This is a genomic window from Aestuariibaculum suncheonense, assembly GCF_014596935.1.
Lineage (GTDB): Bacteria > Bacteroidota > Bacteroidia > Flavobacteriales > Flavobacteriaceae > Aestuariibaculum > Aestuariibaculum suncheonense.
The window spans coordinates 1,287,939-1,311,344 of record NZ_JACVXC010000001.1 but is presented as its reverse complement, the minus strand read 5'-3'; the positions used below and the strand labels follow the sequence as shown (position 1 = coordinate 1,311,344).

Genomic DNA, 23,406 nt, shown 5'->3' with positions numbered 1-23,406 from the left:
GAGAGAACGAGGTCGGGCTTGCTATATATTGTGGTGATATCATTATAAAATCATATTTCAATGTATTAAAAGTCCGACTTAACCGTCGGACTTTTTTATTTTTAATACCTAACCAACCTATGAAAGCACTTTTAAAAAACTACATAGATACTTTTAAAGGCCTATCGGACGAAATCTGGTGGCTGGCGCTTATTACTTTTATAAATCGCGCCGGCACTATGGTAATTCCCTTTTTATCGTTATACCTCAAGGAAGATTTACAATTTACCATTAGTCAGGTTGGATGGATTATGAGCGCCTTTGGTTTGGGCTCGGTTGTCGGATCATGGATCGGAGGAAAATTAACCGATATTATTGGGTACTACAAGGTTATGGCAAGAAGCCTACTGGCTACTGGGGTTTTATTTATTGCGTTACAAATGCTTAATACATTTGTATCAATATGCATCGGAATTTTTATAGTTATGATGGTTGCCGATGCCTTTAGACCGGCCATATTTGTTGCGCTTAACGCCTACAGCAAACCGGAAAATAAAATCCGTTCATTAACACTTATTCGTTTGGCGATTAACCTAGGTTTTTCAGCAGGACCGGCCATTGGAGGCATGATTATTTCCGGATTGGGTTACGGTGGCTTGTTCTGGGTCGATGGCATTACCTGCTTGATGGCTGCTTTGGTCATGATCAAAGTATTAAACCCTAAAAAAGCCAAAGTACTCGACGATTTTAAAATTGAGAACCCGGTTTCGGCCTACAAAGACAGTGCTTTTCTGGTGTTTTTCTTAGCAATGGTGCTATTTGGTATTGTGTTCCTGCAATATTTCTCATCAATCACCATTTACTATAAAGATGTTCATTTATTGAGTGAATTTGAAATCGGCTTAATTTTAGGCTTAAATGGATTTGTTATTTTTATCTTTGAAATGCCCTTAATCAAATGGCTGGAACATACAGCATTTACCAAATTATGGTTGGTATTTTTCGGAGCTATTTTAACAGGAATAAGTTTTTTAATTTTAAACCTTACTTCCTGGTCTGGCGTATTGGTTATTGGTATGCTACTGGTAACTTTTGGTGAGATGATTGCCTTTCCGTTCTCAAATGCCTTTGCTATAGAACGTGCTAAAAAAGGAAATCAAGGTGAATATATGGCGTTATACTCCATCTCGTTTTCGGTAGCTCATATTTTTGGGCATAATGCCGGGTTACAGCTAACCGCCGGTTTAGGATTTGAAATCACCTGGTATATAATTGCCTCTCTGGCGCTTATTAGTGCCTTGATATTATTTAGTTTAAACAGACGATTGAACAATTGAAAAAGATAGATATTTAAATCGCTAGAAAAGTATAAAAGTAAATGAAAAACACACTAGATGTTTTAATAATTGGCGCTGGACCTATTGGTATTAATTGCGCCTTAGAGTGCAAAAAACGAAACTGGAATTATGTGGTAATTGAAAAGGGAGCTTTAACCAACTCCCTCTTCAACTACCCAAAAAATATGACCTTCTTTTCGACTTCAGAAAAACTTGAAATCGACGAGATTCCGTTCATAAGTAATAATCCAAAACCAAATCGAGATGAAGCCTTAGAATATTATCGACGTGTAGTGACTTCAAATAAACTGAATATTCATTTATATGAAACCGTAAATCAGGTAGAAAAAGAAAAAGCGATTTTCAAAGTGTCGTCTTCAAAAACTGAATATTTGGCTAGAAAAGTGATTATCTCTACCGGCTTTTACGATATACCGAAACTTATCAATGTTCCTGGAGAAGATTTACCTAAAGTGACGCACTATTACAAAGAGGCGCATAACTATTCGTTACAAAAAATCATTGTGGTTGGGGCTAGTAATTCTTCAGTAGATGCGGCACTCGAAATATGGCGAAAAGGCGGTGACGTCACCATGGTAGTAAGAGGTGAAACCATTGGTGAACGCGTAAAATACTGGGTTCGCCCAGACATTATTAACCGTATTAATGAAGGTAGTATAAAAGCATACTTCAATTCTGAAATTACAAAAATTAATGAAGAAACAGTCGATATAAAAACCCCAAAAGGTTTTCTTACTTTAGAAAACGACTATGTGGTAGCGCTTACAGGTTATGTTCCTGATTTCAAATTTTTAAAACAAAGTCATATTGAATTATCTGACGACGGAAGAAACATTCCAAGCTACAACCCGGAAACTATGGAATCAAACATCGAAGGCTTGTATTTAGCGGGAGTGATTTGTGGCGGCAATGAAACCCATAAGTGGTTTATTGAAAATTCAAGAATTCACGCCAAACGTATCGCTGAACATATAGAAAGTTTGCATGAAAATATTGAACAATAATCTCAAAATACAATTTTAAAATCTAGGAATCCACCTCGGTGGTTTCCTTTCTCTACTTTAAAGGCTTTATTTCTTTAAATCGGGTAACATGAGACAAAACGATCTGCGTTTTGGTTTCCCCATAAATAATCAATTGATCGATAAAAGCTTCCAAATGCTTTTGATTTTTAAGCACCACTTCCATCACGATATTTTCATTTCCAGTAATTCTATAGCAGTTTAAAACCTCATCATAAGTTTTCACCTTTTCTAAAAAGGGCTTTAATTTCCCTATAAAGGCGCGTAAAGTAATTATCGCTTTAAGCTGATACCCCATGTCTAAAGGCGAAACTACGGTCTTATAACCTAAGATGATTCCTGCATCTTCCATCTTCTTAATACGTTCGGAAACTGCCGGCGAACTAATGCCAACCTGACGCCCGATTTCTGCATTCGAGAGCCTTGCATTTTGCTGTAAACACTTCAAAATCTTCCAGTTAAGCGCATCTAAAACCATTATAAAGATATATTGGGTTAAAAAATTAAATATTAAAGTAAATATACAATTTTACTTTAAAAGTTAAAGAAGAATATGAAATCTTGTCTGTAATTTTGATAAAAATGCTAAAGAAAAAAGATTATGTCTCACAATACCCCATCAAACCTATCGGATTTACCGATTTATAAAAAGGCGATAGAGATTTTTGCTCTATCTCAAAGTATTTCAACATATTTAACCCACGATTTGTCTCAATTAAAACCAGATGGTACTGAAGATAGTAACATTTACTTCTCTGGAGACATCGTTCAGCAGTCTATTTCCTTAGCTCCTGAAATTGCTAGTGTGGAACTGGAACGCTATTCTGATAAACGCTACAAGCACATCGCGACATTAAAGCGCCTGACCAATAAGTTATACAAAAACTCATACCGTTTAGAGCGTTCCAACAGCAACGGAAAAGACTTTTTGCCAATCTTACGTAGTGAATTAAAAAAATTCAAACAACTACAACGCACTTGGTTATTAACACTTTAAAATCATAAGCCTCTTTACAATCTTTTCTTTTTAGCTAATCAACCAGAAAACTTTTAAAAAATAACATCATATAAAACTCGCATAAAAAAGCAGAATTAATTCTAGTACTAGTATCAATGTACTGAAATTAATTCTGCTATCTTGGGTTTAATGTTACAGGCACAAGCTCTATTTTCATATATAGTAATATGGAAAACAGATGCTTTTAGTTTAAAATATTAAAAGTAAAATTGCTTTATAAGCGTTTTGATTTTTAGGGTTAGCTCGCTTGATCTAAGTCTACGATATAACTATCAATTTCATAATATTTTTCAGATTTGATAATGTTTAATAACCAGTCAATATGGTTTTCAGACTGTCTTTTGAAATTGTAATTTAAAGTTGCTTCCATAATAATGTTATTTAAATTAGACATATTATTTACTTTTTTGAGAATATTTAAGATACCCAAGAAAAGCACCGAAACATAAATTATTAGGCAACCTGCTTGTTTAATTCTTTGATCTGAAACGATTTACAAAAATAACCGATAAAACACACTCCTCACAATCAAAATTTTAAAGATAAAAAAATCCCAACCTTTCGATCGGGATTTTTAATTTATAGATAAAGTCAGTTGTTACATATTTCTACGGTATTGCCCACCAACTTCAAACAGCGCATCAGTAATTTGTCCTAACGAACATACCTTGGTGGCTTCCATCAAGACTTCAAATACATTTTGGTTTTGAATAGCTGCTTCTTGAACTTTGGTTAATGTAGCTTCAATTCTGTCTTCGTAGGTTTTATGAAGGTTTTCAAGGGTTTTTATTTGAAATTGTTTTTCTTCCTCTGTCGCTCGAATCACTTCTTTTGGTTGTATGGTTGGGGATCCTTTACTACTTAAGAAGGTATTTACACCTATAATTGGGAATTCGCCATTATGCTTCAAGGTTTCGTAATACAGACTTTCTTCCTGGATTTTACTGCGCTGATACATGGTTTCCATAGCACCCAATACGCCACCACGTTCCGTAATTCTATCGAATTCAGCCAACACCGCTTCTTCTACCAAATCGGTTAATTCTTCAATAATGAAAGACCCCTGAATCGGATTTTCATTTCGAGCCAACCCTAATTCTTTATTAATAATCAACTGAATAGCCATAGCACGACGTACCGATTCTTCGGTTGGCGTAGTAATCGCCTCATCATAAGCATTCGTGTGTAAGGAGTTACAGTTATCGTAAATCGCATATAAGGCCTGAAGCGTGGTACGGATATCATTAAAATCGATTTCCTGAGCATGTAAACTTCGTCCAGAAGTTTGAATATGATATTTCAACATTTGTGCTCTTGGATTAGCACCGTACTTTTGTTTTAAGGCTTTCGCCCAGATTCTTCGCGCTACACGACCAATTACAGCATATTCCGGATCGATACCATTAGAGAAGAAAAAAGATAAGTTTGGACCAAACTTATTGATATCCATCCCTCTTGATAAGTAGTATTCCACATAGGTAAACCCGTTTGATAAAGTCAGTGCCAACTGTGTAATAGGATTAGCTCCTGCTTCAGCAATATGGTACCCTGAAATAGACACCGAATAAAAGTTTCTAACGTTATTTTCTATAAAATACTCCTGAACATCTCCCATTAAACGAAGTGCGAATTCCGTTGAAAAAATACAGGTATTTTGCGCCTGATCTTCTTTCAAAATATCGGCTTGCACCGTTCCTCTTACCTGGGCTATGGTTTCTGTTTTTATCTTATCATAAACATCTTTTGATAACACCTGATCTCCTGTAACACCTAACAGCATTAAACCTAAACCATCATTTCCGTCTGGTAACTCACCATTATATTCAGGACGTTCGACACCTTTTTCTTTATAAATGGCTTGTATCTTGGCCTCAACCTCTTTTTCAAGACCTTGTGCCTTGATATATAACTCGCATTGCTGATCGATAGCCGCATTCATAAAGAAACCTAATAACATAGGCGCCGGCCCGTTAATGGTCATACTTACCGAAGTCATGGCATCGGCTAAATTAAATCCTGAATACAGTTTTTTAGCATCGTCTAAACAACAGATACTTACTCCCGCGTTCCCTATTTTCCCATAAATATCGGGACGGTAATCCGGGTCGTTACCATATAACGTTACACTATCGAAAGCGGTAGACAAACGTTTTGCCGGCATTCCTAAACTCACGTAATGGAAACGACGGTTGGTACGTTCTGGCCCTCCTTCACCTGCAAACATTCGTGTTGGGTCTTCACCTGTACGCTTGAATGGGTATAGACCCGAAGTATATGGGAATTCTCCAGGCACATTTTCTTGTAAGGTCCAACGAAGAATATCACCCCAAGCCTGATACTTTGGTAAAGCTACTTTTGGAATTTGCGTATGCGATAACGACTCAGTGTGTGTTTCAATCTTGATTTCTTTATCACGGACTTTAAAGGTATAAATTGGATTTTTATACTTATCGATTTTCTCACCCCAACCAGCAATTACTTCCCAATTGTAGGGATCGAGATTCATTTTTACACGATCGAATTCTTTCAATAATAACTTCAAAAACTCTTTATCATTTTCGTTCTGTACGTGTTTGAGAATCTCTTCTTCATTCAACCCAAGTTTACCTATAAATGACATCTCGACTTTGCGCGATGTGACATTAGATACTGAACCTATCGTTTTGTAAATACCGTATAATTTCTGAGCTACCTCAACCTGATCTAAAGCGATTTTATCATAAGTACGATTGGTTTCAGCAATTTCGGATAAATAACGCGTTCTACTTGGCGGAATCACAAAAATCTTCTCGCTCATTTCTTTTGAAATTTCAAAAGTTGAATTTAAATCAGCTCCTGTTTTTTCAAAAATCGTATCCATTACCGCTTTATACAGCGCGTTCATTCCCGGGTCGTTAAACTGTGAAGCAATCGTTCCGAAAACCGGTAAATCATCCTGGTTTACTTCCCATAATTCGTGATTACGCATGTATTGTTTTTTCACATCACGTAAAGCATCTAAAGCACCGCGTTTATCAAATTTGTTAATCGCTACCAAATCTGCGAAATCTAACATATCAATTTTCTCCAATTGGGTTGCGGCTCCAAATTCAGGAGTCATGACATATAAAGACACATTACTGTGCTCGACAATTTCGGTATCGGATTGTCCGATTCCTGAAGTTTCTAAAATTATCAAATCGTAATTGGCTGCCTTCAACACTTCAATGGCTTCATTCACATGTTTCGATAATGCCAGATTCGATTGACGGGTTGCCAAACTACGCATATACACTCTTGGGTTGTTAATAGCATTCATACGAATGCGATCCCCTAAAAGAGCACCTCCTGTTTTACGTTTTGAAGGATCCACAGAAATAATCCCTAATGTTTTTTCAGGGAAATCTATTAAAAAGCGACGCACCAATTCATCCACTAAGGACGACTTCCCAGCCCCTCCTGTTCCGGTAATTCCTAAAACAGGTGTTTTAGAAGTCTTATTTTTATCATGAATAATGGCTAAGGTATCTTTTGCGACTTCCGGAAAGTTTTCTGCCGAAGAAATAACTCGAGCTATTGACTTAGGATTTTTTGTTTCTAACTCTTTTACTTCACCATTTAATGAATCGCCCACAGCAAAGTCCGATTGCTCTACCAAATCGTTAATCATACCTTGCAGCCCAAGTTCTCTTCCATCATCTGGTGAATAAATTCGAGTAATCCCATAATCCATTAATTCTTTAATTTCTTCCGGAAGAATAACACCACCACCGCCTCCAAAAATCTTGATATGCGACGCCCCCTTTTCCTTTAACAAATCGTACATGTACTTGAAATACTCGTTATGGCCGCCTTGATAAGAGGTCATGGCGATGGCATTCGCATCTTCTTGGATGGCTGTATTCACCACTTCTTCTACACTTCTATCGTGCCCAAGATGAATCACTTCTACACCGGTCGACTGAATAATACGGCGCATAATATTTATCGCAGCATCATGACCATCGAATAACGAGGCAGCGGTAACAATTCTTACTTTATGTTTTGGTTTATAGGGAGCTGTATGCATCTTTTTCAGATAATTAAATAAAACTATTATATATGGGTCAAATTTACGAAATATTCAAAAAAAGAAACTATTTACAGGTGATTATCTAAAATTTATATTCCCGCTTTCTAGTTATCTGATTTTTAAGTTAATTTTGAGAGACTTATAAACCATTATGAATAAAATTACCATCCTTATACATTGTAAAGATCGCCCTAATATCATTGCTTCAGTAACCAATTTCATAGCAAAAAACGAAGGAAATATTGTTTATATCGACCAGTTTGTTGATCGTGAACAGAATGAATTTTTTATGCGATTGGAAAGTGAATTTACCAGGGAATCTTTTTCTACCGAAAACTTTAAAGCGTCATTTAAAACAGAAATGGCCAAAGTTTTTAAAATGAAATGGCGTATTTACTCCTCGGAAAGCAAACCGAAAATGGCTTTGTTCATTTCAAAATACGATCACTGTCTTTACGATTTATTAGGTCGTTATAATTCGGGAGAGCTGAATTTAGAAATTCCTTTCATTATCAGTAATCATAAGGATTTAAAACCGATAGCAGATAGTTTTAAAATTCCGTTTTATCACATTCCGGTAACTAAAGACCATAAGGAAGAAGCCGCTAAAAAGCAATTGGCACTTCTTGAAGAATACCGCATCAACTTTATTGTTTTAGCAAGGTATATGCAAATCATACCAAAAACCATGATTGATAAATACCCGAATAAAATCATTAATATCCACCATTCGTTTTTACCGGCATTTATTGGTGCAAAACCTTACCATTCCGCTTTTAAACGAGGTGTTAAGATTATTGGAGCTACCAGTCATTATGTTACCGAAGAACTCGATGGTGGTCCAATTATTGAGCAGGATGTTACTCGTGTAACCCATGCACACTCTATTCCTGACCTTATCGCTAAAGGACGTGATTTAGAAAAAATTGTATTGGCAAATGCTGTAAAATTACATGCCGATAGAAAAGTTATGGTGTACAACAATAAAACCGTTATTTTCTCTTAACAACCTTCAAAAAAAGAATTTCTCCATAAAATATAGTTAGTAAAGTCTATATTTGTTCAAGAAACAAAACACCCAAATATGATAAAAAAGATTTTTGCACTAGCTCTGGTTTTCTCTTTAACTGCCTGTGCCGACCTACAACAAGTTATCAATCAGCTTCCGCAGACAGGAACAACTATAGGTAACGATCAGATTGCTTCAGGATTAAGGGAAGCTTTAAATTTTGGAATTGAAAAGCAAGTATCGAAACTTACTCAAACCGATGGATTTTACAAAAATGATTTGGTAAAAATTTTACTACCAGAAGAATTACAACAAGTCGATAAAGGTCTTAGAAGCATTGGCTTGGGAAGTCTGGCAGATGAAGGAATTAAAGCCCTAAACCGCGCTGCTGAAGATGCCGTTAAAGAAGCGACCCCTATTTTTGTAGATGCCGTAAAGCAAATCACGTTTACCGATGCCAAGAATATTTTATTAGGTAACAATGATGCGGCTACACAATATCTAACTGGAAAAACTCAAACACCTCTGTATGATAAGTTTCACCCGGTAATTAATAGTTCGTTTGCAAAAGTAGGCGCCGATAAAATATGGACAAACCTAATCAATAAATATAACAGCATTCCTTTTACCAATGATGTAAATCCGGATTTAACCGATTATGTAACAAGTGAAGCATTACAAGGTGTTTATACCATGATTGCTGTAGAAGAAAAAGAAATTCGTACCGATATTTCATCGAGAACAACCACGTTATTAAAACAGGTTTTCGCTTTACAGGACTAAAAAATAATAGTAATTTCAATATAAATCCGATGGTTAATAAAATAATTATCGGATTTTTTTTTTTAATGAATAAAAAATGTATATTTAACTTACTGTAATTCAGATAACAATGGACAGACTTGACCGCATAAAGAACGATCAGGAAAAGCTTAAAAATCGATATAAGCTTCTCATTGAACAGGCGTATAATTTACGCCAGACGGATTCTGCACAAAGCGACATTTCTGAGTATATGGCTATTAAACTTCTTAATAAGTTAAACCGTTTAAAATATTTAGCCAGAGAGCAGCAAAAAACTTTAGTTTAACGTTTTTATCATTTATTTAACGATTACCTTACATCTAAATCGCACAAAATCACGTACTTTATAAAAAAACAAGTTATGAGTACGCAATTTTGTAAAGTAGGAAGAATTAAGCCAAACTTAAATAAGTTAATCAGCTTAAAAGAGTTAGAACGTAAAATTGAAAATTTTGTTGAAGATACTAGCAAGCTAGATTATTCTCAAGACTTAAACGGAGCGTTTTAAAATACTCGAATGCTTTTAGCAGTCTAGAACCATACCAGGAAAACATTTCTCCATCGGCTAAAACGATTTTAGCTTTTGGAAAATAGCCTTGCACCTCGTATTTATGTATTTCTTTAAATGGATACGGTTCACTGGACAATAATACTACATCTACATTTTCAAAATGTACAGATTCTTCTGTAAGCACCTCGGGATAACGCGTATTATCCTCAAATGCATTTGCAAATTTATTCAACTCTAAAAGATGATTTATAAACGTATTATTGGCGGCTACCATCCATGGAGTCTTCCAGATAAAATAAGCCACAGTTAGCACTTTTTTATCTTTTAAAAAGCTTTTAAAACCCCCTATTTCACACTTCATTTGAGAAATCATAAGCTCTGCTTCCTTTACTCTATTAAATAACACGCCATACTGTTCAATCAGTTTCATACTATCGGCCATAGTATAAATATCGGAAACATGAACCGGACAAATACGCTCACATGCATCAACAATCTCCTTTGTATTCTCCTCCTTATTACACAGAATAATATCGGGCTGTAAGGCTTTTATTTTATCTAGATGAATATTTTTGGTCCCCCCCACCACAGTCACATCAGTAGTGATATGATGCGGATGCACACAAAATTTAGTCACCCCAACTAAAGAATCCTCCAATCCTAAATCGCACAACAATTCGGTTTGGCTGGGCACTAAAGAGATAATTCGCTTCGGAATGTCTTTCAAAGCAATTGTTCTGTGTAATTGATCTAAAACCTCCAAAACGAATTATGTTTAATTTTTGAATATCTAACTGAAACTAAGCTGAAAGAATCTCAGCCATTTCCAATTGCAGTTCTTTAGCTTTTTCGGCAGCTACCTCTGCATAATCTTCATCTTTTGACGCATAAATAATACCTCTTGAAGAATTGATTAACAGACCAACCGTATCGTTCATTCCGTATTTACAAACGTCTTGTAAATTTCCACCTTGCGCCCCTATTCCTGGCACTAGCAAGAAACTGTCAGGGATAATTTGACGAATATCTGCCAAATACTCCGCCTTTGTGGCACCAACCACATACATTAAATTCTGTGCATTTTCCCAAGTTTTAGAAGTTTCTAAAACCTGTTTATACAATTCTTTACCATCGACTATTTTCGTCTGAAAATCGAAAGCACCAGCATTAGATGTTAAGCCCAACATAATCGTGTGCTTGTCCTGAAATGCTAAAAACGGCTCCACGGAATCTTTTCCCATATAAGGCGCCACGGTTACCGAATCAAAAGCTAAGTCCTCAAAAAAAGCTTTCGCATACATGGTACTCGTGTTCCCGATATCTCCACGCTTCGCATCTGCAATCGTGAAAATTTCAGGGTGATTCTCATTTAAGTAATTAATGGTCTTCTCTAAAGCTTTCCAGCCTTTTATTCCATAAGCTTCGTAAAAAGCCGTATTCGGTTTGTAGGCCACACATAAATGATGAGTTGCATCGATAATAGCTTTATTGAACGCAAAAATAGGGTCTTCCTCATTTAAAAGGTGCTCTGGGATTTTGTTTAAATCGACATCTAATCCAATACACAGAAAGGATTGTTTCTTCTTAATTTGTTCTACAAGTTGTGCTGTTGTCATATATAAAAAAGCCTCTTAAAGAGGCTGTTCATTTTTTAAATTACGTTATCGCTAGCTTTTAACTTTTCGGTGTTTTCAGCCAATTGTAACTCATCTATAATTTTCTGGATATCGCCGTTTACAATATTACTTAAATCGTAAAGTGTTAATCCGATTCTGTGATCGGTTACACGGCCTTGCGGATAGTTATAGGTTCTAATCTTCGCACTTCTATCTCCTGAAGTCACCATGCTGCCTCGTTTCGCCGCATCTTCTTCCTGCTTTTTAGCAAGCTCCATATCGTACAAACGCGAGCGTAATACTTTAAACGCTTTCTCTTTATTCTTATGCTGCGATTTCTGATCCTGACACTGCGCTACCAATCCGGTAGGAATGTGTGTTAAACGCACAGCTGAATAGGTTGTATTTACCGATTGACCTCCAGGACCTGACGAACAGAAGAAATCGATACGTACATCTTTAGGATTAATTTCTACATCAAACTCTTCTGCTTCCGGGAATACCATAACCGTTGCGGCACTGGTATGCACACGACCTTGAGTTTCGGTTTGTGGTACACGTTGCACACGGTGCACCCCGGCTTCAAACTTCAAAGTTCCGTAAACATCTTCTCCAGAAACTTCAAACTGAATTTCTTTAAATCCACCGTTAGTTCCTTCACTAAAGTCTACAGTATCTACCTTCCAGCCTTTGCTTTCACAATATTTGGTGTACATTCTGAATAAATCTCCTGCAAAGATACTCGCCTCGTCACCACCGGTTCCGGCACGTAACTCTACCACGGCATTTTTAGCATCTTCAGGGTCTTTCGGAATTAAAAGAAACTTAATCTCATCTTCCAATTTAGGAATCGCTGCTTTTGCTTCTTCAAACTGCATTTTAGCCATTTCCACCATTTCGGCATCGCTACCATCGGCAAGAATCTCTTCTGCTTCAGCTAAATTATTAGTGGCCTCAATATACTCTTCTCGTTTCTCAATAAGAACCTTAAGATCTTTATATTCTTTATTTAAAGCGATATAGCGTTTTTGATCGGAAATCACATCCGGCTGAATGATTAAATCACTCACCTCATCAAAACGCTGCTTTACTATTTGTAATTTGTCTAACATCTAATTAAATTGTGTGGCAAAAATACGATAATTTATCAATTGAAAAATCGTGAGTTCAAAAATTGAAATAATAAATTTTAAATTTCTCAAAATATCATAACCCATGAAAAAGGAAGCCTTTCGACTTCCTTTAAATTTATAATATAAAGATGGTTTTATCCACATTTCGAAGACCCACAATCTTTACAGGTTAAACAACCTTCCTGATAAATTAAATTCTTTGATTCACAGTTATCGCAAACGTGTCCTTTAGCTTCAGTTCCGTCTTCCACATAGCGCTTTACAGCCCGTACCACACCGTTTTTCCAGGTATTAATAGACGCATTATCCAACTGTAAACTGTTAATTAAATCGACCACTTTCTCAATTGGCATACCATGACGTAAGGTACTTGAAATTAACTTCGCATAGTTCCAGAATTCCGGATTGAACTTATACGACAAGCCTTCAATAGTGGTTTTGTAGCCACGTTTGTTTTTATACTGAAAATCGTAACGTTTGCTTCCGTCTTCGTTTTTACCTTTAATAATTAAGCCTTCGTTCACCCAACGCGGAATAAGAATTCCGTCTTCATCATCGGCTAAACCAGTAAAAATTTCATAAGGTTTTCCGTCGATTAAACCGATAAAAGCAATCCATTTTTCTTTATTATTCTGGAATCGAACCACATCGGCATCCAAGACTTCCGGACGCTTTACCGGGAACGTCGTTAACACCTCTGAATTTTCAGTTTCTTTTTTCTCTTCATTAGAAATTAAAACCCCAGAACGCGAGCCATCACGGTAAACCGTCACTCCTTTACAACCAACTTCCCAGGCTTTAAGATACAACTCTCCTACCAACTCTTCAGAAACATCATTTGGTAAATTAATCGTCACACTAATCGAGTGATCCACCCATTTTTGAATAGCTCCTTGCATACTCACTTTACTCAACCAATCCACATCATTAGACGTAGCTTTGTAATACGGTGATTTTTTCACCAATTCATCTAATTCATCCTGAGTGAAATTTTTAGAAGAATCAATACCATTGACCTCCATCCATTGTTTGAAACGGTGATGGAATACCACATATTCTTCCCAGGAATCACCAACTTCATCAACAAAATCGACACGTACGTTTTTATCGTTCGGATTTACTTTTCTTCTACGTTTGTAAACCGGCATAAATACAGGTTCAATTCCAGAAGAGGTTTGCGTCATTAAACTGGTTGTTCCTGTTGGCGCAATAGTTAATAAGGCAATATTACGACGTCCGTATTCCAGCATATCGAAATACAGTTTTTCATCTTCTTTCTTGATGCGTTGAATTAACGGATTGTTTTTCTCGCGTTCTGAATCATAAATCGCAAAAGCACCACGTTCCTTAGCGGTGTAAACTGATGCGCGATACACTTCTAAACATAAAGTTTTATGAACTTCTAAAGAGAAGGCATTTCCTGCTTCACTTCCATACTGAATTCCTAAAGCCGCCAACATATCACCTTCGGCAGTAATACCAATACCTGTACGACGCCCTTCCTCTGCTTTCTTTTTAATATTTAACCATAAATTACGTTCGACCGCTTTTACTTCGTCTAATTCCGGATCCTTGTCTATTTTCTCTAAAACCACATCGATTTTTTCTAACTCTAAATCAATGATATCATCCATCATGCGTTGTGCTACAGCTGCATGGTGTTTAAATAAATCGAAATTGAATTTAGCATGCGCTGTAAACGGATTTTCCACATAAGACAACAAATTAATAGCTAGTAAACGACAAGAATCGTAAGGACATAACGGTATTTCCCCACATGGGTTTGTAGACACCGTTTTATAACCTAAATCGGCATAACAATCCGGCACCGATTCGTTAATTACCGTATCCCAGAATAAGATTCCCGGTTCAGCCGACTTCCATGCATTATGCACGATTTTCTTCCAGATATCTGTTGCCTGGATGGTTTTTGTATACTTTGGGTTTTCACTGAAAATAGGATACTTCTGAACATATTCCCCATCAGCCTTAACCGCCTTCATAAAAGCATCATCAATTCGTACCGATACGTTTGCACCTGTCACCTTTCCTTGTTCCAATTTAGCATCGATAAAATCTTCTGAATCCGGATGATTAATAGACACCGACAGCATTAAAGCACCTCGACGTCCATCCTGGGCCACCTCTCTTGTAGAATTAGAATAACGCTCCATAAAAGGCACAATACCCGTAGAGGTTAACGCTGAATTTTTTACCGGAGATCCTTTTGGTCGGATGTGTGATAAATCGTGACCAACACCACCACGCCGCTTCATTAACTGCACCTGCTCCTGATCAATCTTCATAATCCCTCCGTAAGAATCAGACTCTCCAGAATTACCAATTACAAAACAATTTGATAACGATGCCGTTTGATACGGATTACCGATACCAGCCATAGGACTCCCTTGTGGTACGATATATTTAAAATCTTTGATTAAATCGAAAATCTCCTCCTCCGATAATGGATTTGCGTAGTTACTTTCAATTCTTGCAATTTCCTTGGCGATACGACGGTGCATATCGTTAGGGGTTTTCTCGTATAAATGACCTTCAGAATCCTTTAAGGCATATTTGTTAATCCATACACGGGCCGCTAAGTCGTCCCCTTTAAAATAGACTTTTGAAGCTTCAAATGCTTCTTCTTGAGTGTAAGTCGTTGGCTTTTGGTGAGTTTGTGTTTCTACAGGCATAAAGTTGGAATTAATTAACGTTTTCTACACCACAAAGAACGTGAAAAATACCTGAACTAAAACATGATAAAAATCATAAAGTTTACAATAAAAAAACACAAAATACTGATTTTCAAATATTTAAATATTTATCAACATAAAAAAGTTAACAAATTTTTGAAACTTCACTTTAAAAAAAGTATTTCCTAAAAATCAACAGCAAAACCAACACCTAAGAACTGTTTCCATTGAATTTTAGCCCCAGCTTCATCAAATTCACCTTCAACATCGGTTTCTTTTAAGGTTTTAATATCGTCGTCGTAACGAATATGCGAGCCAAGTGTAGCTCTGATGAAATTATTTACTTTAAAATCAAAATCCAACTGCCAATCAACATCTACATTTCCAAAATTGTGAACATAATCTGAATACAAACTCACCTGATGTTTCAAATTTACATTCTCAGCAACTTTCAACTCACGGCTATTTGTTATTAAAATCCCAACCTCACGACGCACACGTTCTCCTTTAACCAATAAATTACCCTCACTGTCATAAACCGCTGGCTCTACGCCAAATTTACCTGCATTAGCTAAGGTTTCATCTAAAACAAACGTTGCTTTTAGAGTCACCGGAGAGAAATAAAAGGACATTTTATCGATATTCTTTCCGTATTCCATACCTCCACCAAAAAACAAATAACCCGGCGCCATAAAACGCGAAATCGGATTATCCGTATCAGGATATCTGTAACCGTTAAACAATTGCGTTTTAAAATTAAGTCGCGCAGAATAAAACCAGTTAGAATTTTCGTCAGGCTGATACCCTATATTAGAATTAATCTCGAACAAATCATCAGTCTTTCGTAATTCGGTAGACTCCTGCTTATTCATCCCCATACGAAGCACGGCATTGTTCTTCCAATTAAAATACTTATCGGTATAATTCGCCGAAGTTTCAAACCCTAAAAGGCCACTAATAGAATTGGTTCCCCCGGAATTCCAGTTTACAAAAGCCACCTCACTTAAATCGACAGTTGCTTTATTTTTTTGAACCCATTGCGGACCTTCGTATTTTTCTGATTTTACTTTTAAGAATAAAGAATCTGGTTGCGCTGAAATAATCTGAAAAAAGAAACAAAAAATTATTAATACAATGTTTTTCATGTGCAATTACATAATACTCATAAAAAGCAACATACCACTGACATCAAGAAATCTCAATGGCTGTTTATTTTACTAGCTGTGTTAGTTTACTTAATAAAAATACACTTAATATCAATAACCGTTCCATTTCAATGCTATTGAATAAAAAGTTTAGTAGTTAAACTCACCATAAGCACTTTTTATTGTAAGCTTTTTGGTTTCGGACGCCTCTACTCGACCAATTATTTGTGCATTTACATTAAAAGATTTCGATATGTTAATGATATCCTCCGCAATTTCTGGAGACACGTATAATTCCATTCTGTGCCCACAGTTAAACACCTGATACATTTCTTTCCAGTCAGTTTTACTTTGCTCCTGTATTAACTTGAATAATGGAGGTACTGGGAACATATTATCTTTTACAATATGGAATTCATTTACGAAATGAAGAATTTTAGTTTGCGCTCCACCCGAACAATGCACCATACCATGAACATTATCGCTATTATATTGTGATAAAATTTTCTTGATGATTGGCGCATACGTACGTGTTGGAGACAAGACCAACTGACCCGCGTCGATTGGAGCATCTTCAACTGCATCGGTTAATTTTACATTACCCGAATACACTAAATCTTCAGGCACTGAAGCATCAAAACTTTCAGGATATTTTTTAGCCAGGTAATTATGGAACACATCGTGTCTTGCCGAGGTCAATCCGTTACTTCCCATACCACCGTTATATGATTTCTCATAAGTTGCCTGACCAAAACTTTCTAAACCTACAATAACATCGCCAGCCTGAATATTTGCATTATCAATAACATCACTACGCTTCATACGCGCAGTAACTGTAGAATCTACTATAATGGTACGCACTAAATCACCAACATCTGCTGTTTCCCCCCCTGTTGAATGAATGGTTACCCCAAAAGACTTTAATTCTTCAATTAATTCCTCTGTCCCATTAATAATTGCAGAAAGCACTTCACCTGGAATCAGGTTTTTATTCCTACCAATCGTTGATGACAACATGATATTGTCGGTCGCTCCAACACATAATAAATCATCAATATTCATAATTAAAGCATCTTGGGCAATGCCTTTCCAAACTGAAATATCTCCGGTTTCTTTCCAATACATATAAGCCAAAGATGATTTTGTTCCCGCACCATCGGCATGCATAATTAAGCAGTAATCCTCGTCGTTTGTTAAATAATCGGGAACGATTTTACAAAAAGCCTTAGGAAACAGCCCTTTATCAATGTTTTTAATTGCATTGTGTACATCTTCTTTTGATGCCGATACTCCGCGTTGTGCGTAGCGTTTAGAAACTTCTTGACTCATAGTATTGTATTGAGCTGCAAATTTAATTCTTTGAAATAAAAAATCCCGTATTAAAACGGGATTTTTTACTCGACGTTCAAGATTGAAACATTTCCATGTCAACCTTAAAGTTTATATCAATTTGTATCACCTACAGTTATAATGATTCACAAAGCAATTACTACCTCGTAAATAACAATTCGCGATACTTGGTTAACGGCCATATTTCATCATCAACAAGTAATTCTAATTTATCACAATGGTAACGAATGTCATCAAACAACGGCTTTACATCATTACAATACGCCATTGCTTTCTTTTCGATATCATCAATGGTATTCGCTTTTTTACGCTCATTAATCATTTTAGTCACATTAGAGTTGATACCTTCTATATGACTTGAAATTTCTTCAATTAAATTAATTTGCTCTTTAGAAACGGCCACAAACTTTTTATCAAAAATCTCCTTCAAGCCTTTGACATTTTCAATTAAAACATTCTGATATTTCACAGCTGTTGGTACAATATGATTACGGGCAATATCACCTAACACACGTCCTTCTATTTGAATATGCATAATATAAGCTTCCATTTCAATTTCATAGCGCGCTTTCGTTTCAATAGGACTCATGACATTCATGTCATCAAACAACTTAATTGTTTTTTCTGAAATCTTAGCTTTTAAAGCTTCAGGAGTGGTTTTATTATTGCTTAACCCTCTTTTTTTAGCTTCGGTTTCCCACTCTTTTCCATATCCGTTTCCTTCAAACAAAATAGCTTTAGTCGATTTGATATATTCACGTAAGACATTAAAAATGGCCTCATCTTTCTTTAAATCTTTTTTATCAATCAACTTGTCAACCTCTATTTTAAAATCCTGAAGTTGTTTCGCTACAATAGTATTTAAAATTGTCATTGGATTGCCACAGTTCGCCAAAGAACCTACTGCTCTGAACTCGAATTTATTTCCAGTAAAAGCGAATGGCGAGGTTCGGTTTCTATCTGTATTATCTAATAATACATCCGGAATTTTACCAACTACATTTAATTTTAGTTCGGTTTTTTCCTCGGGTGATAATTTCCCTTTAGTCACACCTTCCAGCTCTTCCAAAACCTTAGTTAGCTGCTGACCGATAAACACGGAAATAATAGCCGGCGGTGCTTCGTTTGCACCTAACCTGTGATCGTTACTTGCCGAAGCAATAGAGGCGCGTAACAATTCCTCGTGTTCATGTACCGCCTTAATCGTATTGATAAAGAAGGTTAAAAACTGAAGATTACTCATAGGTGTCTTACCTGGCGCTAATAAATTCACTCCGGTATCAGTCGATAAAGACCAGTTATTATGTTTACCTGAACCATTAATTCCCGCAAATGGTTTTTCGTGAAACAACACTTTTAAATTATGCTTTGATGCCACACGCCCCATAACATCCATTAATAAAGAGTTGTGATCTACCGCTAAATTCGCTTCTTCAAATATAGGAGCTACCTCAAACTGATTAGGCGCCACCTCATTATGTCTGGTTTTTACCGGAATACCTAAAAGCATACATTCGGTTTCCAACTCACGCATAAAATTAAATGCCCGTGTTGGAATGGAACCAAAATAATGATCATCCAACTGCTGCCCTTTTGCTGAAGAATGCCCCAATAAAGTTCTTCCTGTTAATGTGATATCCGGTCTGCTTGTCGCTAAAGCCTTGTCTATTAAAAAATATTCCTGTTCCCAGCCTAAAGACGATGTTACTTTTTTAACGTTTTTATCGAAGTATTTACACACTTCGGTTGCCGCTGCATCAACGGCTTGTAACGCTCTTAATAACGGTGTTTTATAATCTAAGGCTTCACCGGTATACGCCACGAATATGGTGGGTATACATAAAGTAGTACCATATATAAAGGCTGGCGATGTTGGATCCCAGGCAGTATACCCTCGTGCTTCAAATGTATTTCGAATGCCGCCGTGCGGAAAACTAGATGCATCTGGCTCTTGTTGTACTAATTGGTCGCCACCGAATTTCTCAATAGCAATACCATCGCCTACGGTTTCAAAAAACGCATCATGTTTTTCGGCTGTTGTTCCTGTTAAGGGCTGAAACCAGTGTGTATAGTGTGTTACTCCTTTAGATAATGCCCAGTCTTTCATTGAAGACGATACTTGATCTGCAATACTTCGATCTATCTTCTTTCCGTATTTTACAGCATTCATAACACCTTTAAACGCATCTTTAGTTAAATATTGACGCATGGTGTTTTCATTAAAAACATTCTGACCAAATAATACGGAACGACGTTCCTTCTCTTCGACCACAATCGGTTTATTAGACAGCGATTCTTTTACAGCATGAAATCGTAATGTTGGCATTGTATGTATGTAATTAAATTGAAACTATTTTTCGCAAAAATAAGAATATCCTTAATATTTCCTGTTATTTAACATTTAAGAATTTTTCAGTTTTAGTATAAAATAATATAGTTTTTTTAATGGATACCTTAAAAAAATGGGGTGTAAATAAAAATAAGTTTAAGTTTTCGGAAAACACCCCTGTAAAATACAAAGTCTAAAATAAAAATATATATTTGCGTTAAATATCAATATTATCATTTTATAAAATATTTATTATGGCAAAAATTAAGCTAGAATACATTTGGTTAGATGGATATTTCCCTACCCAAAACATGAGAAGTAAAACTAAAGTAGAAGAACATGAGGACTTTAAAGGAACTCTTGAAGAAATTGGAAACTGGTCTTTCGACGGGTCTTCAACGAAGCAAGCTGAAGGTGGTTCTTCTGACTGTATTTTAAAGCCAGTTGCTATTTATCCAGATCCAGATCGTATTAACGGATACTTAGTAATGACTGAAGTTTTAAATCCTGATGGAACTCCTCACGTATCTAACGGTAGAGCGACAATTGATGATGAGGATGATGATTTCTGGTTTGGTTTTGAGCAAGAGTATTTCATTATGGATACTAAAACTCAATTGCCTTTAGGATTCCCGGTAGGTGGTTACCCTAAACCTCAAGGTATGTACTACTGTTCTGTTGGTGGTTTAAACACTCACGGTAGAGATTTAGTAGAAGAGCATGCTGATTTATGTATTGAAGCAGGATTAAACTTCGAAGGTATTAACCAAGAGGTTGCTTGTGGACAATGGGAATTCCAATTATTTGCTAAAGGAGCAAAACAAGCTGGTGACGAAATCTGGGTTGCTAGATACTTATTAGACCGTTTAACTGAAAAGTACGGATACTACATTGAGTACCACCCAAAACCACTAGGTAAAGATATGGACTGGAATGGTTCTGGTATGCACGCTAACTTCTCTAACACAACATTAAGAACTTGTGGAGATAAAGCGACTTACGATAAAATTTGTGAGGCTTTCCGTCCGGTAGTAAAAGAGCACATTGAAGTTTACGGTGAGTTTAACGATCAACGTTTAACTGGTAAGCACGAGACAGCTTCTATCAACGATTTCTCTTTTGGAGTATCAGACCGTGGGGCTTCAATCCGTATTCCAATCGCAACTGTAGAAAGAGGATACAAAGGATGGTTAGAAGATAGACGTCCAGCTTCAAATGGTGATCCATACAAAATTGCTGCAAGAATTATCAAAACGGTTAAGTCTGCAAAGATTTAATTATAAAGTTTATAATTTGTTCATAATAAAAAAGGGTTTACAATTTGTAAACCCTTTTTTATTTCTTCTATTTTAGAATAAATGACATGAAACAAAACAAACCATTTATAAAATTCTTTCTATTGGCTATTTTCCATTAGTAAATAATAAGAACATAAAGACTCCATAACCTAACACTAAAAGCATGCCTTTTAATTTATTAATTTCAAAACGTTTTGGCAGAAATACCAATGGCAATAATACAAAAGCGAAACCTAACATCCAGAAAATATCGCGTGATAATATCAAAGGTTCGGTAACTTCAATCGGTTTTATCATAGCAGTTAAACCTAAAACCGAAGCGATATTAAAAATATTAGAGCCAATTAAATTTCCTAAAGAAATGGCCTTTTCCTGTTTTGCTGCCGCAATTATAGATGCTGCAAGTTCTGGCACACTTGTACCTATAGCTATTAAAGACACTCCTATAACAGCTTCGCTAACACCTATAGATTTAGCAATATCCTTAGCGCCTTCAACCAGCCACTCGCTTCCATAATATAAAGTTACAGCCCCTATAAGCAACCAAATACCTATTTTAAAATTAGACACTATAGCCAAAGTATCGTCTACTTCTTCTACTTCGGTATCCTTACCAGCATATTTAATTAATACAATTAAAAACAACCACAATCCGGCAAAAAGAATACCGCCTTCAATAGCAGATAACAAACCATCCTGACTTAAAAAATAATATAAAACTATACTAAAAAGCATCATGGCCGGCCAATTTAATTTATAAAACGATTTATCGACCGCAATAGACCCCACGAGTGCTGTACACCCAAGGACTAAACCAATATTCGCAATATTAGAACCTACTACATTATTAATAGCAATCGCGGATGATCCGGATAAAGCCGCCTGTAAACTCACCAATAATTCCGGAGCCGAGGTTGCAAACGACACCACTGTCATCCCGATAACCATTTTAGAGATATTAAATTTAAACGATAAAGCTACCGAAGAACGAACTAAAAACTCACCACCCACAACCAGAAGCGCCAATCCTAACAGAACTAATACTAAACTCATAAATTAAATTTTATGCGAAGATAGTATTTCGCAAATTTCTATGGACTGTTAAATTTACATTTCTTAACACTTCTCTATAAAATTTGGTTAAACTTTTTCAACAAAAAACATTAAGTTTTACCTTTAATAGAAAATCTTAAAAATTACTAATTATGAGATCTAAAAATGCTTTAAAAATGGCTTTTAGCCTTTGTGCTGCGGTGATTTTATGCTTCGTTTCTATAAAAAGTTTTGCTCATAAAACCACACCCTCTAAACTCATTTCTAAATCAATCTATCAGCAATCTGATGTTATTGTAACTCTTGACAAAACGACATCCGAAAAGGATTTTGAGGATATTAAAAGTATGCTTAAAGATAATGGCATAACCGCTAATTTTAGAAATATTGAACGAAATGAAATAAACGAAATAACGGGTATTAAAATTGAATTAAAAACAGGCAATAACGAATCGGCTATCAGCAACTTTTCCAGTAGCTCTCCAATTAGTGAAATTACATTTGGAAGAAAAGACGGCTCATTATTTATCTCACAAGGCAGTTTAAACCAAAATACTTTAGGGTTTTCAAACAGGCCAAACATGCACATGTTTAGTTTCGGTAATGATTCCATTCCTGGTATGAATCTAAAGAATTTTGGAGGCTTTAACCTAAATGACTTTTTTAACAGTGAAAACGGAAGTTTCTTTTTTAATGGTCAAAATATCGACATGGACAAACTAAGAAAACAACTGGAAGAACAATTCGACTCTGAAGCCTTTTCTTCGCTTTTTAATCCTGAACACGGAAAATCCAATCAATTTCAATTTATCGACGACCCCAACACCAATAAACTCATCATTATTGATGGCAAGGAAAGCGACTTCGATACGCTTGATAAATTAGCTAAGGAAAACAAACTAAAAGCGGTAGATCATTTAAAATCGAAAACCGCCATGAGTATTTATGGCGACAAAGCCAAAGACGGAGCCGTAATAGCCACAACAAAGTAAATTCCATCTTAAAATACAATATTAAAACCAGAGGCTTTACGCCTC

At 36.0% G+C, this 23,406-nt stretch carries 19 protein-coding genes; 8 read left to right on the top strand and 11 right to left on the bottom strand.

Going from position 1 to position 23,406, the window contains the following annotated elements:
• The first annotated feature begins 119 nt into the window (after positions 1–119).
• Positions 120–1,316 (top strand): MFS transporter, encoded by a 1,197-nt coding sequence (locus ICJ84_RS05475; protein ID WP_188215326.1) that lies wholly within the window; start codon positions 120–122, stop codon positions 1,314–1,316.
• A 41-nt stretch (positions 1,317–1,357) separates the two neighbouring features.
• Positions 1,358–2,341 (top strand): YpdA family putative bacillithiol disulfide reductase, encoded by a 984-nt coding sequence (locus ICJ84_RS05470; protein ID WP_188215325.1) that lies wholly within the window; start codon positions 1,358–1,360, stop codon positions 2,339–2,341.
• Between the two features lie 52 nt (positions 2,342–2,393).
• Here the strand turns inward: ICJ84_RS05470 and ICJ84_RS05465 are convergent, their stop codons facing one another.
• Positions 2,394–2,837 (bottom strand): Lrp/AsnC family transcriptional regulator, encoded by a 444-nt coding sequence (locus tag ICJ84_RS05465; RefSeq protein WP_188215324.1) that lies wholly within the window; start codon positions 2,835–2,837, stop codon positions 2,394–2,396.
• Between the two features lie 123 nt (positions 2,838–2,960).
• Between ICJ84_RS05465 and ICJ84_RS05460 the strand changes: the two genes are divergently transcribed.
• On the top strand, positions 2,961–3,356 hold the full coding sequence (locus ICJ84_RS05460) for a hypothetical protein (protein WP_188215323.1): 396 nt from the start codon (positions 2,961–2,963) through the stop codon (positions 3,354–3,356).
• 259 nt (positions 3,357–3,615) lie between these two features.
• Here the strand turns inward: ICJ84_RS05460 and ICJ84_RS05455 are convergent, their stop codons facing one another.
• Together ICJ84_RS05455 and ICJ84_RS05450 are read right to left on the bottom strand one after the other, a co-directional pair.
• Entirely contained in the window at positions 3,616–3,771 is a 156-nt protein-coding gene (locus ICJ84_RS05455; RefSeq protein ID WP_188215322.1) for a hypothetical protein, read from the bottom strand.
• 204 nt (positions 3,772–3,975) lie between these two features.
• The gene (locus ICJ84_RS05450; protein ID WP_188215321.1) at positions 3,976–7,425 is read right to left on the bottom strand and encodes a methylmalonyl-CoA mutase family protein; all 3,450 of its coding nucleotides are present in this window, start codon (positions 7,423–7,425) and stop codon (positions 3,976–3,978) included.
• A 154-nt stretch (positions 7,426–7,579) separates the two neighbouring features.
• On the opposite strand from ICJ84_RS05450, the gene purU reads away from it, so the two are divergent.
• The 3 genes from purU to ICJ84_RS05435 all read left to right on the top strand — a co-directional run bounded on the left by purU (position 7,580) and on the right by ICJ84_RS05435 (position 9,527).
• Positions 7,580–8,434: a formyltetrahydrofolate deformylase gene (gene purU / locus ICJ84_RS05445; RefSeq protein ID WP_188215320.1), complete on the top strand. Its 855-nt coding sequence runs from the start codon at positions 7,580–7,582 to the stop codon at positions 8,432–8,434.
• A 78-nt stretch (positions 8,435–8,512) separates the two neighbouring features.
• Entirely contained in the window at positions 8,513–9,220 is a 708-nt protein-coding gene (locus tag ICJ84_RS05440) for a DUF4197 domain-containing protein (protein WP_188215319.1), read from the top strand.
• Positions 9,221–9,329: 109 nt separating this feature from the next.
• Positions 9,330–9,527: a Lacal_2735 family protein gene (locus ICJ84_RS05435; protein WP_188215318.1), complete on the top strand. Its 198-nt coding sequence runs from the start codon at positions 9,330–9,332 to the stop codon at positions 9,525–9,527.
• A gap of 178 nt (positions 9,528–9,705) precedes the next feature.
• On the opposite strand, the gene ICJ84_RS05430 is transcribed toward ICJ84_RS05435, so the two are convergent.
• From ICJ84_RS05430 to ICJ84_RS05400, 7 genes are all read right to left on the bottom strand, one after another.
• Positions 9,706–10,515, bottom strand: a complete 810-nt coding sequence (locus ICJ84_RS05430; protein ID WP_188215317.1) for an ABC transporter substrate-binding protein — start codon at positions 10,513–10,515, stop codon at positions 9,706–9,708.
• 37 nt (positions 10,516–10,552) lie between these two features.
• Positions 10,553–11,368: an orotidine-5'-phosphate decarboxylase gene (gene pyrF, locus ICJ84_RS05425; RefSeq protein ID WP_188215316.1), complete on the bottom strand. Its 816-nt coding sequence runs from the start codon at positions 11,366–11,368 to the stop codon at positions 10,553–10,555.
• A gap of 35 nt (positions 11,369–11,403) precedes the next feature.
• Entirely contained in the window at positions 11,404–12,480 is a 1,077-nt protein-coding gene (prfA, locus tag ICJ84_RS05420) for a peptide chain release factor 1 (RefSeq protein WP_188215315.1), read from the bottom strand.
• A gap of 155 nt (positions 12,481–12,635) precedes the next feature.
• Positions 12,636–15,194, bottom strand: a complete 2,559-nt coding sequence (locus tag ICJ84_RS05415) for an adenosylcobalamin-dependent ribonucleoside-diphosphate reductase (RefSeq protein ID WP_188215314.1) — start codon at positions 15,192–15,194, stop codon at positions 12,636–12,638.
• A gap of 185 nt (positions 15,195–15,379) precedes the next feature.
• On the bottom strand, positions 15,380–16,339 hold the full coding sequence (locus tag ICJ84_RS05410; protein WP_188215313.1) for a DUF3078 domain-containing protein: 960 nt from the start codon (positions 16,337–16,339) through the stop codon (positions 15,380–15,382).
• A gap of 150 nt (positions 16,340–16,489) precedes the next feature.
• Positions 16,490–17,668 carry an AIR synthase related protein gene (locus ICJ84_RS05405; protein WP_188215312.1) on the bottom strand — a complete coding sequence of 393 codons (1,179 nt, stop codon included), beginning with the start codon at positions 17,666–17,668 and terminating at the stop codon, positions 16,490–16,492.
• 160 nt (positions 17,669–17,828) lie between these two features.
• Entirely contained in the window at positions 17,829–20,015 is a 2,187-nt protein-coding gene (locus tag ICJ84_RS05400; RefSeq protein ID WP_188215311.1) for a glutamine synthetase III family protein, read from the bottom strand.
• 257 nt (positions 20,016–20,272) lie between these two features.
• Here ICJ84_RS05400 and ICJ84_RS05395 point away from each other — a divergent pair, with 257 nt between their 5' ends.
• Positions 20,273–21,295 (top strand): glutamine synthetase beta-grasp domain-containing protein, encoded by a 1,023-nt coding sequence (locus ICJ84_RS05395; RefSeq protein ID WP_188215310.1) that lies wholly within the window; start codon positions 20,273–20,275, stop codon positions 21,293–21,295.
• 126 nt (positions 21,296–21,421) lie between these two features.
• On the opposite strand, the gene ICJ84_RS05390 is transcribed toward ICJ84_RS05395, so the two are convergent.
• Complete coding sequence (locus tag ICJ84_RS05390) at positions 21,422–22,369, bottom strand: calcium/sodium antiporter (RefSeq protein WP_188215309.1); 948 nt, start codon at positions 22,367–22,369, stop codon at positions 21,422–21,424.
• A 152-nt stretch (positions 22,370–22,521) separates the two neighbouring features.
• Between ICJ84_RS05390 and ICJ84_RS05385 the strand changes: the two genes are divergently transcribed.
• Positions 22,522–23,361 carry a hypothetical protein gene (locus tag ICJ84_RS05385; protein WP_188215308.1) on the top strand — a complete coding sequence of 280 codons (840 nt, stop codon included), beginning with the start codon at positions 22,522–22,524 and terminating at the stop codon, positions 23,359–23,361.
• Positions 23,362–23,406 lie beyond the last annotated feature (45 nt).